Source organism: Sphingomonas sp. CFBP 13706, from assembly GCF_014842355.1.
Lineage (GTDB): Bacteria > Pseudomonadota > Alphaproteobacteria > Sphingomonadales > Sphingomonadaceae > Sphingomonas > Sphingomonas aerolata.
Genome location: NZ_JACYVM010000023.1, coordinates 24560 through 35091 on the forward strand (window position 1 = coordinate 24560; position 10532 = coordinate 35091).

Consider the following 10532-nt stretch of genomic DNA (forward strand, 5'->3'; position numbering starts at 1 on the left):
CCTAGCTATTCCTCGCAAGTCGGCAGCTGCGTTTTGGTTCCGATGGTGGCAGGGGCCGAACAAAACTCGCTCATTATTCTAAACGTAATCCACGGGCCTAACGTCGTCTCCAATGACAGCATTGGATTAATTGATCAAACGCGCGTCAAACTCTGTCCATATGATTCAGCGGCCTGCAGCGGTCTGCTTTGTAAAAATCGGGCTGTCCTCCAGTGCGGCGATTGACATACTTAGATGGGCAGCTGGCAGTGCTAGCCCCATACGGTCCATGATAATGAGGGCCTGTTTCATCAGAGACAATGCTTCGATGGCATCAGTCATTTCAATATTTTCCACTAATACAAGTTTGCTATTAATTTGTCCTATGATTTATAATAGCGCGTCGCAAACGCGCTTTACTAGTAACTGTGATTGACTGCGTGATTTTACGATATGACGGCTGTTACGATTAATAAATAAGCAACCATATGAACGCACTACACCTCGACCATAAGGTATAACAGCGGCACGCCTCTGGAAAATGAAATTCAAATCTTGTCAATTAGCCTTGAGGTATTCATGAACTTATTGTCATAAGAAGGTTAAAATCCCTCCCCCGAAAGACATTCTTTAGTCTGACGCTGTCGCTCGCCCTGGGAACGGAGACTCTTTAAGCGATCGTTGTATTATTAGATCTTTTGCTATATCAGAGCCTATGGTTCAATTATGACTTGGCGTCACATTGATTGAAAGAATAAGCTTTACGAGGGCGGGTTTTAAAATGCAGATAAATAGCATTTTACCGTAGATTTGTGAAGCTCGAGCTAAATTAGCTACGCCTCGACCTCAGATAGGTGGGCTGGGCAGTAAACGATGAGGGCGTACGTGGGTACCAACAACTTGTCAGAAAAAAACAGTTCTGCGGGTTTCTAATCGGGTGCCAGAGGCCGAACTGCCAACCTCCTGGACTTTGTATGGGGGCACAACACCATTGCATGTTACGGCGGAGCGATGCACGCGATCGGTTGAGACGGCACACCGGTCTATGACTACAGCGCTAACGCTTAGCGTTCCTGTCGCGCTCGCGGCGAGGAGCGGCGAGGCCGGCAACACGATGAACGTAGCAACTGCAAGACTGAAACCAAAGCGCACGGTGTACCCCTTCGAGGCACGCTAAGCGTAGCAGCGGGGGATTCGGTTCCAACATTAGTAGACGATGGTGACGACCGGACTGTCTGTGTAGGAGCCGGCAGGCACAGTCTGCCCGGCCGGGATACGCGCGAAGGCCGTCAAGACCTGTTTGGAGCCAAATAACGCAATCAGATATAGCGCGCCGTACCCGGCGCTCCCGGTCCCCCAAACCGTCGTGAATGCAGGATCGGAGTATAAATTGTACCGCAGACGGCCATTCTGAGCAGCCATTTCGCGTGCGGCGGTGCTTCCCGACTGCCCTCCTGACAGTTCTACCCGGTAGCCGAAGGCGACACAGTCCAAAACCGTACAGGTGCAGGCGACGTCGATCGCGGCCGTGGTCGAGAGTGGCGTGGCCTGCAGGGGATTGTACACGCCAAAGTTTGCCGCACGCGTGGACACACTACACGACACTGCCTGCGCAGCAGACGGCAACGCCGCACATGCGACTGCACAGACGAGGCCAAGCGACCTAAATAGGTTTACAGACAACAGGGTCACTGGTGTTGCGAAAGAAGTTGATGTGGCAGCGCTCGTCACCGTTTTGAACCTCAGCCGAAACCTCGTCCGGAATGTCGGTAAGATAGGCGACACCATCGTAGCCCACCACGTCCTCGCGGCCATCGAGCTGTCGGACAATCGATCCCAGCGGCATCGGCATGCCCTGTTCCGAAACGATGTGGATCGTTGCAGCGCGCACCGGGCGAAGGGGAATGCGTACGATCGCTCCGCCCGCCCTACGGATGCGCACGATCCTGTCTGCCCGTGCCGTGTCGTGATCGAGATCGATAGCATCATAGTCGAGTGCGATCCTTGCAGCCGCATTGGCGGGCAGATTAGGGATGAGCAGGCTGCCGTTTTTTCGTGTCCGACCAGCGGGCCTGTTTTCGAGAGTTACGGCAACATCGGGCTTGCCCACCTGCACCAAAGCAAAGCTCTGTCCGACATTTGCCGTCAATACGGGTCTGCCACCCATCCAGATTGCAGCACCGGACGCGAATGCACGAGCGGCTGCCCGACGACCCTCCAGCTGGATGTCGGCTCCGACCTCCCCCAGGTCCCCACGCATGGTGGCGCCGCCAATCACGGACGACCGCCGGCCGGGCGCCGTGGCGACACTTGTTCGCAAGTCCGTCCCCCGATCTGGTTCACCGAAACGTGACCAACTTGCCGACCCCGCCATGCCGCGTTCATCACGGCTTGCCTGGACGATGGCCGTTGATCGGGGCGAAAGCACGACGGTAATCCCGACTGTAGCAAGGAGTCCGGATTGTCTCGTCCGCGTCCCGACCACATTCGCGAATGCGGAGAAACGCGTGCCGACGGGGCGTGACCAACTTGCTGCGAGAATACGTGTCGTAACACGATCAGCGTTCAACATAGTTGCGGAAAGCGAAAAGCCACCAGTCACAACCGACTGCCAGGACCCGCCTGCCTGGAGCCTCCAGCCCTTTTGCAAGATACCCTGACTCGCCAATGTCTCGAAGCCTCCGAAACTCTTTTGAGCTACTGCAAAGATAGACATGCGGTGATCGTCGCGCCTGAATGAAGCGCCGATCTGGCCGCCCGCCCGGTGGGTGGAATGCGAGATGTCACCGCTGATCGATGCAATGCCGAACTCGCTAAGCTTGGTGGTCATGGCTGCGCCTGCCACCTGCACGGCGTTGGCAAGCGCTATGCGCGCTTCGCCTGTTGTCCGGTTATTCAATCCGCGGCGCGTGGTACCGGACGCGAACGCAGCGCCGTACCTGTCGCCGCGCGAAAACGCGTTCGATCGTAGGAGCCCGGCCTGGACAGAACTGGCGTTCAGTCCCCGACGCAGCAACTGCTGCGAGCCATAAAACGATATTTGCTGCACAGTTTCATGCCCAAGTACATCGCGCACGAGCAGTGAAACCTTCCCTGCTCCGTCCACCATCGGCACGCTGGAAACGGCGAACCGTCCGCTTTGAACATCTTCGGACAGTCGGCGAACACCATTCACGTACAAATCAACGGTCGACGGCACGCCGTCGCCACCCACGATATCCGGCATCGGTGCGGTCACTAAATCAGGTTGCAACGTGAAGTCTGTCGAAAGCTGGATCCCGCCCGCCCGAATGGCACCATCGGCTGACCCGTCGGGGCTCACAAAATCACCTACGGTCAGTCTTCGTGCGGTACGGGGATTTTCGAGGACGTAGCGGGTCTCCAGGCGCCGGACGCTCATGCCGCGCGCACCTAAGCCCCGGCGTGCCAAGAGACCGGTGGAAAGGATGCCTGCAGGGCCGAAGAGGCGAAGCTCGCCAGTGACGCCACCGTTGCCGCGGTCATCCCCATAGATCGCGTAGTTAAGCAGCCCTCCCCATGCCGGCAGCACGTCCTCCGCAGCGACGGTCTGACTTTTGATCATGGCACGGCGCATCCTGGTGGCCGCGACATGGATATGCACAGTCTGCGTTGCCTGATCGAGGCGGTAGGTTAGATCGGCGATGCTGCGCAGTGAGATCAGTGCTGCACCTTCGGCTGCGTCGATCCCAAGCGCCTGAAGATCGTCCCCGCTTGCGAGGAGATTGTCGCTCTGGCCCGAAAACTCGACGACGAGACCCGTGTCGATCCCGTTGACCCAGACCTGTGCGAATACCTTCTCTTGCGTCGCGGGTGTGCTAGCCTCAATCGAGGAGGGGGCTCCGATCGAGGGGAGAAGCGTCGCCGAGATCGCGAGCGCCAGCATGAACGCAGCCAAGCCGTCCTCATCAACGCGTGACTGGGATCAGCACGCGTAAGAGCTTGGCTCCGTCGCGGGCAGTGATCGTCACGCTTTTCGGTGAGCCGTCGGCTTTGTAGCTCCACGCCCGTTCCTGACCCGCAAGCGCGTACCCGGCGAGACCGGAAGCAACGACGGTCGGCTTGTCTCCCGCCTGAGCGGTCAGCTCAACGAGCCGGACATGCACTGACCCGCGGTTCCTGACGCTGATGCTGACGCGTTGCGTCTGGGGGTCCTGCCGGGCGCTCCATTCCAATGACGGCGACCGAGGCACCCCCGCTGCTGGCTCGACGAACACCGGAAGAACCATGCGCACCGGGAGCTGAAGTTGGCCAGCTGCACCAGCAAGCGGCAACTGGTCAACGACCAGCCGATAGCTCCGTTCAACAGGCCCTGGCGGAACCTTGGCTACAATGCGGACCGATTGCGTTCCCCGCGGCTCAAGTCGAAACATGGGCGGACTAAAGCCTGCATCATCGACGGGGCTATAGACCTCCTCTTCACCCTTCATCGTCCAGCGATAGAGCCTGACCTGAACGGTAATCGGGCTGGTCCCGGGGTTGCTGACGATCGTCGAGACGCTACGTGCCAATCCTGTCAGGGAAAGCTGTACCGGAGCAACCGACAGGCTGCCGCCAGGCGCCTGAGCGCCTAGGGTGTCCGGCTCCAGCAGCAGCAATAGAGCCGTGGCCGGTCGCAGCGAGCGTAGTAGGAGAGATCGCACGAGCGCAGGCTCAGTAGTAGACTGTGATCGGAACGGTATCCGAATACGTATCCGCTGGAGCACTCTGCCCAGCAGCGATCGAGGCATAAATTGCGATCGTGTTGGCGGTCGCTCCGAGCCCCGTTTGGCCGGTCAGACGCTGCGACGTGACGCTGTCACCAAACCGCTGCAACCCCGCGCTATCCCGGTGAAGTTCATATGAGAGAAACTGGGATTGGCTTGCGCCCTTCATGCGCCGCTGAGTGCCCGACGCATTGCTACCGTCGCTTAGGCCGATCGAGAACGGTGTTCCCTGGGTGCAGGTAACGTTAACATTCGCGTTGGCAGGACCGGACGTGCCGAGTGCCGGATCGATTGTGCCAAAGACCAGCGTGCCGCTGCCAACTGCACAAGCTGCAACTACGGTGGCTTGAACAGTAAGAACACCATTGGCGGTTGCAGCAATGGCGGAGGTATTCCCAGCCATCAAACAACATGTCAGCGCGATCGCGCTGAGGCCCTTCTTCATGACAAATCTCCTGGAGCAACTCTGTTCCAGGTTAAAATGGCGGGCACAGATTAAAAAACAGTAATCAATAGAAACATACGAAACCCATTGTTTCCAAAATGCAACCATTCCGACTTGATTTTCCCAAATTGCAAGATTTGCGAATTCGTCCACGTGGACTGAGCTGATGCCTCTGATCGCTCGGGTCGAAGCTGCCTTTTGAAGGCGGCGTTGGCCGAGCGGATTGGGGAGTGGAGTGGGCTTTGATCGGCTCCTTGCTGCCGTTAGAAGTAGGCATTGGCTGTCGACCCGCAGGTGAAGACCGGCCCGATCACGAGGACATGGTTTTCATGGTGCGCACAGGCGCGTAGTGGCGGTCAGCTAGAACCGTCACACTTGTCTGTGAGGTGCCCACAATCTCAAAATGGGCGTACTTTTCAAACCGTAAAGGGTGATTTACCTTTTTTAAAATAGCCCGGGAGCAGCACCAATAGCTCATGAGAGGTAGACGATATGCTGCTCGTTCGAGACTATCCAATGACAGATAACGAAGTGTCCCGCGCTTCTGAAACACGGAAATATGCGACTGGAGACGAGAACCTTCAGAACGTATTTGATTCCGTCACACAGCTTTGCAGCAATCTGTTCCAAGCTGAGATCAGCCTGCTGTCCTTCATCGAGGACGATATCCAAATCGTAAAGGGAGCGGCCGGCCTTGCGGCGACGACGATCAGTCGGACTGACTCATTTTGCTCACACACTATATTATCAAGTGAGGTGATGGTCGTGTTGGATGCCACAAAGGACGTGCGGTTTCGGGGGAACCGTTTTGTTACGGCAGCCCCGTTCATACGCTTCTACGCGGGTGCACCGTTAAGAACAGCGTTAGGGTTTAACATTGGTGCACTATGCATCGCTGACCCGCGACCACGTAGAGACTTTTCCGCGACGAACCGTAGTCAGCTGGGGCAGATGGCCAGGCTTATATCGTCCAGGATGGACGACCTGATCGTCGGGCAGTGCAATCTGGTAGCGCCCCGGCACAGCGTTGATTTGGAAGGCATGATCAGCAGCTACGGCAAAAGACCAGTATCTGCTGCTATTCAAAACATCTCTATTCGCGGCGCTATGATCAATGTCGCAGGAGCCCTGATACCAAGAGGGGAGGAGGTTGTGCTGTCGATCGGCACGGTAGCTATCGTTGCCACGGCGATGTGGACCCGCAATGGCCTGATAGGATTATCTTTTGATCGTCCTATCAACGATGAAGACCTTGCTTCTGTGCACAATTCAGTCCGTAAGGCACCGGCCACCTTACCGAGTATGCGTGGTAGCTCGCAGATTGCTTCGGAGCAGTAACTGTCCGCTATGGAGTTCAATCACTACGTTTGCCTGCGGATTAAGATATCTGGCAACGCTGGTGGCCTGCTGATAATACCAGCATAATTACATGATAGTTTGCCGGCGAATATATCGTTTAAATGGTTGAGGCGCTTGATCTACGTAGCAAGCTGTTACGGTTAGGGCGGTGCGCTTGGACCTGCGGCAGACTGGCACGGTGCCACAGTATCATGAATAGCTGTTTAGAATGCCAGTATAAGCTTCGCGCTGTGATGCAAGGACGCGTCTGGGGTGCCCGAGACACAATAATAATGCTATCGGCAACCAGTGCGCGGTTCCCGCGACATCGAAGCGGACTGGGAATGAAAACAGCGTCGGCGCCGGCACCTCTGAAATCCCATTGAGTTCACACCTGTCCAGTATGCGTTTTGGGATGGTCTGCCCTGTTTGCCGCACAGTGGTGACTGAGACCGGGTTTCCACATATCTGGCCGCTGAACGGCGAGAAGGGAGAGAAAAGCGGACGGCCCGGTTATGGCAAAGCGGACTGTGATAGCGGACCGTGCGCGGCGCTGCTGCCTTGCCTGATGGTTGATTCGGAAAACTTACCGCGCTGACTCCAAACCGTTCGCCCGTAGGTCGCCACAATAGGTCGCCTTCAACAGGGGCAACGACAGCGTCTTGCAATCACGCGATAGAGCTTGGCCCAACCATACCAGCCTCCTTAACCAACACGGAGCGTGAATCCGAAACGATCGCCATGTGTACCCTGATGATCCAAGTCAGCTGAAAACTGCTCTTATGAAGTCCCGCAAAAAACTTCTGAGGTTAACCACCGTGCAACCCTTTCCATTCCAGTAGATCACAAGCGATAAAACAAGGCGGATGTCATGCGCGGCACGAAGGCGGGCCACCTGCGATTGGCAGCATTGAGCTGCGGGTTATTTCTCGGTGCATGCGGCAGCGGCGGTGGTGGCATCAATTCGACACCGACGCCGCCTGACGCATCCGTCCCGCCAACCACGCCAGCGCCTGTTCCTACACCAACGCCCCCTCCGACACCGACACCGACACCGACACCCGCTCCGGCAGCGACGAATTACGACACACGCGAATATCGTGCGACGGTGGGTGCGGTGTCGATGAATGCGTTCGCAGCCTATAATAGGGGTGCGACCGGCCTGGGCATCGGCGTCGGCGTCATCGACAGCGGCATCGACCTGCAAAGCGAGGAGTTCGGTAGCCGTATCTCCACCGGCTCGACCGGGGTCGCCGGCAACACATCGATCGACGACGAGGGAGGGCACGGCACCGCCGTTGCCTTCACCCTCGCCGGGAGGCGCAATGGCACCGGCACGCACGGCGTCGCGTTTGATTCAACGCTAATCGTGTTGCGCGCGGATCGCCCCGGCACCTGCGTCGGCGGCACCACGGACGACGCCGAATCGGGCTGCAAGTTCTTCACCGATGCGATCACCCGCGGGGTCGATACCGCGCGGACAGCAGGTGCGAAGGTCATCAATATCTCGCTTGGCGGATCGGCAATGCCGCAAAGCCTGAAGGATGCCGTCGGCCGGGCGACGCTGGCCGGGATCATCGTGGTGATCGCGGCAGGCAACGACGGCACCGACAATCCCGACCCCTTCACCAATGTCGCCAATGACAGCACCGCTCGCAACATGGTGATCATCGCGGGTTCGGTCGGTGCAGGCGACACGCTGTCCACGTTCAGTGACAAGGCTGGTACGGGCGCTGCACATTTTCTCACCGCAGTCGGCGAGCGGGTCCCCGCACCGGACAATAACGGGGGAAATTTCCTCTGGTCTGGAACGTCGTTCGCCGCCCCGCAAATCTCCGGCGCCGTCGCTTTGCTCGCGCAGGCGTTCCCCAATCTTAGTGGCGCGCAGATCGTCGACATACTGTTCAAGAGTGCGCGCGATGCCGGCGCCGCAGGAGTCGACGCGATCTATGGCAATGGCGTGCTCGACCTGACGCGCGCATTCCAGCCGCTCGGGACGACGTCGGTCGCGGGGTCGAGATCTGCGATCTCGTTCGTCACCAACGGCATGCTGTCGGCACCGATGGGCGATGCCGCGCAGGGGTCGCTGGGTGCGGTCGTCCTCGACGGTTACGCCCGTGCCTTCGCGACCGATCTTGCCCCGACGATCGGGCGCAGTGCACCATCGCCAACGTTGGGCGGCATGCTCCAATCAAGGACCCGGGCGGTTGCCGTGGCGCGTGGCGGCATGACCGCGTCGATGACGTTGGTGCCGAAGTCCCGTGGTTTCGGATCAGGTAGCACAGACAATGATAATAGGCGGTCGATCCTGACCAGGGCCGACGTTTATCCAAACGCTGGTCCGAATAGCGGGATCGACGCCGGGCAATCGCGCGCAATTGCCGCAACGATGACCCAACGGCTTGGCGAGACGCTGTCGTTCGGGCTCGGCGTTGCGCAGGGATCGACTGCAATAACCGCGCAGCTGACGGACCAGTATGAACCGGCGTTTCTCGTTGCCACCATGTCGGGCCTCGGCTTCGACAGCAGCGCGCGGGCGTCGAGCGCTGTGCGGCAGCGTTTTGGTGGGTTCGGCGTGACTGCGGGGATTGAAACCGGCGATGTGCTGTCGCGCCGCGAGGCAGATGGATTTGCGCGTACCGGCTGGCGGCGGTCAGGCTATGAGCGCGTCGCTATCGGTGTCGATCGGCAATTCGGCGCGGTGTCGACGTATGTCTCGGCTACCCGGATGAGCGAGCAGAATACGTTTCTAGGTGCGAGACTCGATGCCGGGCTAGGTGCTGCGCGTGCAGCGAGCTGGTTTGCCGATGCCAAGGCGCGGCTCGACGGCGGCGATGGCTGGTCGATCGGCGGCTCGTTTCGCCAAGGCTGGTCCAGCATGCATATCCGCGGCGGTCTCAACGGCGGCGGCATGCTCCATACCCGAGCATTCGCAGCCGATATCGGCAAGGCGGGCCTGTTCGGTACCGACAGCATCGGCCTGCGCATCGCCCAGCCTCTGCGGGTCGCACGGGGCGGGATCGGTCTCGCGCTGCCGACCGACTATGACTATGCGACCAGCCAGGTAACCGGCTGGACCACGCAGCGTCTGAACCTCACGCCAAGTGGCCGCGAGCTCGATATCGAGGCCCGGTACAGCCTGCCAGCGTTTGGTGGCGGACTTGAAACCAACCTGTTCCTGCGCCGCGACCCCGGCAATTTTGCGAATATTCCGACCGACTACGGTTTGGCGGTACGCTTCAACCGCGGATTCTGACACGCGGGGCAGCTTGGCTGCCGGCCATGATTCATGCGGTTGGAAACACTACGGAGCGGAGTCATGCCGCGGACGGTTTATTATCTCGTCGCCGCGCCGCAAGGGCTGGACCGCACCGCTGTGGTGATCGACGTTGAAACGATAGGCCTGGATGCGGATTATCTAATCAGCAATCTAGTTGTCCAGCATATTCGCGCCAATACGTTTTGACTTTAAAAGGTCGTAGACTTCACTTTCCAGGAAAGTCATGGTGAATGGCTTTTTTAAAAATCGGTGGGCAACATGTCGACGAGTTTCGGCTTCCTCTGTAAAATCGGACATAACAATAGTTTGAACGCCTGGTCGTCTCACGTATGCTCGTTCAATGAAATCAAAGCCGTTTAATGTACCTGGCATATTAACGTCGGTTATAACTAAATCTATTTCAGGAAAATCATTGACAGCTAATAGTGCGTCGTCTGCGTTGCACGCCAAAAGGACCTTAAACCCGCACTCATCGAGATGCTCCCCAATCATAGTGCGAATTCTATCCTCATCGTCAACAATCAGGATGGTGATTCCGTAACCAGTTATCATGAAAAACTCCCGAACCTCCAATTTCAATCATATCTCGAAGAGGCAGCATGGCTACCCTAAAAGCGCTTGCCGCGACGATAATTTGTGAACTTTTCGATGATTACGGGCATGGTCGAGAATGCTGGCTCCGTTTGTATAGAAATTATAAAGGTAAGAGGTAAGCGTCCGGGCTGGGCCGCTGCGATCGAAAGCAGCCCTTCCGCAGCCGCCCAAT

At 57.9% G+C, this 10532-nt stretch carries 9 protein-coding genes; 3 read left to right on the plus strand and 6 right to left on the minus strand.

Going from position 1 to position 10532, the window contains the following annotated elements; all coding sequences use genetic code 11:
• Positions 1–165: 165 nt before the first annotated feature.
• From IFS44_RS20340 to IFS44_RS20360, 5 genes are all read right to left on the minus strand, one after another.
• Complete coding sequence (locus IFS44_RS20340; RefSeq protein ID WP_192099855.1) at positions 166–321, minus strand: hypothetical protein; 156 nt, start codon at positions 319–321, stop codon at positions 166–168.
• 864 nt (positions 322–1185) lie between these two features.
• Positions 1186–1710 (minus strand): Csu type fimbrial protein, encoded by a 525-nt coding sequence (locus IFS44_RS20345; RefSeq protein WP_342366518.1) that lies wholly within the window; start codon positions 1708–1710, stop codon positions 1186–1188.
• A complete protein-coding gene (locus IFS44_RS20350; protein WP_192099857.1) occupies positions 1643–3895 on the minus strand; it encodes a fimbria/pilus outer membrane usher protein in 2253 nt (750 codons plus the stop codon). Before IFS44_RS20350 ends, IFS44_RS20345 begins: the two co-directional genes overlap by 68 nt.
• Before the next feature lie 10 nt (positions 3896–3905).
• Positions 3906–4595, minus strand: a complete 690-nt coding sequence (locus IFS44_RS20355; RefSeq protein WP_192099858.1) for a fimbrial biogenesis chaperone — start codon at positions 4593–4595, stop codon at positions 3906–3908.
• Positions 4596–4650: 55 nt separating this feature from the next.
• A complete protein-coding gene (locus IFS44_RS20360; protein ID WP_192099859.1) occupies positions 4651–5148 on the minus strand; it encodes a Csu type fimbrial protein in 498 nt (165 codons plus the stop codon).
• A 516-nt stretch (positions 5149–5664) separates the two neighbouring features.
• Here IFS44_RS20360 and IFS44_RS20365 point away from each other — a divergent pair.
• The 3 genes from IFS44_RS20365 (at position 5665) to IFS44_RS20375 (ending at position 9952) form a co-directional block, all read left to right on the plus strand.
• A complete protein-coding gene (locus tag IFS44_RS20365) occupies positions 5665–6486 on the plus strand; it encodes a GAF domain-containing protein (RefSeq protein WP_192099860.1) in 822 nt (273 codons plus the stop codon).
• A gap of 1123 nt (positions 6487–7609) precedes the next feature.
• Positions 7610–9742: a S8 family peptidase gene (locus IFS44_RS20370; protein WP_244650481.1), complete on the plus strand. Its 2133-nt coding sequence runs from the start codon at positions 7610–7612 to the stop codon at positions 9740–9742.
• 63 nt (positions 9743–9805) lie between these two features.
• Positions 9806–9952: a hypothetical protein gene (locus IFS44_RS20375; RefSeq protein ID WP_192099862.1), complete on the plus strand. Its 147-nt coding sequence runs from the start codon at positions 9806–9808 to the stop codon at positions 9950–9952.
• On the opposite strand, the gene IFS44_RS20380 is transcribed toward IFS44_RS20375, so the two are convergent.
• Positions 9917–10318: a response regulator gene (locus IFS44_RS20380; protein ID WP_192099863.1), complete on the minus strand. Its 402-nt coding sequence runs from the start codon at positions 10316–10318 to the stop codon at positions 9917–9919. The two genes, IFS44_RS20375 and IFS44_RS20380, sit on opposite strands and share 36 nt — an antisense overlap.
• Positions 10319–10532: the final 214 nt, after the last annotated feature.

What these genes read in the sequence shown, in the direction of transcription:
- IFS44_RS20360 (WP_192099859.1), bottom strand. Translation starts at nt 5,148, where the DNA reads ATGAAGAAGGGCCTCAGCGCGATCGCGCTGACATGTTGTTTGATGGCT.
- IFS44_RS20375 (WP_192099862.1), top strand. Translation starts at nt 9,806, where the DNA reads ATGCCGCGGACGGTTTATTATCTCGTCGCCGCGCCGCAAGGGCTGGAC.
- IFS44_RS20370 (WP_244650481.1), top strand. Translation starts at nt 7,610, where the DNA reads ATGAATGCGTTCGCAGCCTATAATAGGGGTGCGACCGGCCTGGGCATC.
- IFS44_RS20365 (WP_192099860.1), top strand. Translation starts at nt 5,665, where the DNA reads ATGACAGATAACGAAGTGTCCCGCGCTTCTGAAACACGGAAATATGCG.
- IFS44_RS20380 (WP_192099863.1), bottom strand. Translation starts at nt 10,318, where the DNA reads ATGATAACTGGTTACGGAATCACCATCCTGATTGTTGACGATGAGGAT.
- IFS44_RS20340 (WP_192099855.1), bottom strand. Translation starts at nt 321, where the DNA reads ATGACTGATGCCATCGAAGCATTGTCTCTGATGAAACAGGCCCTCATT.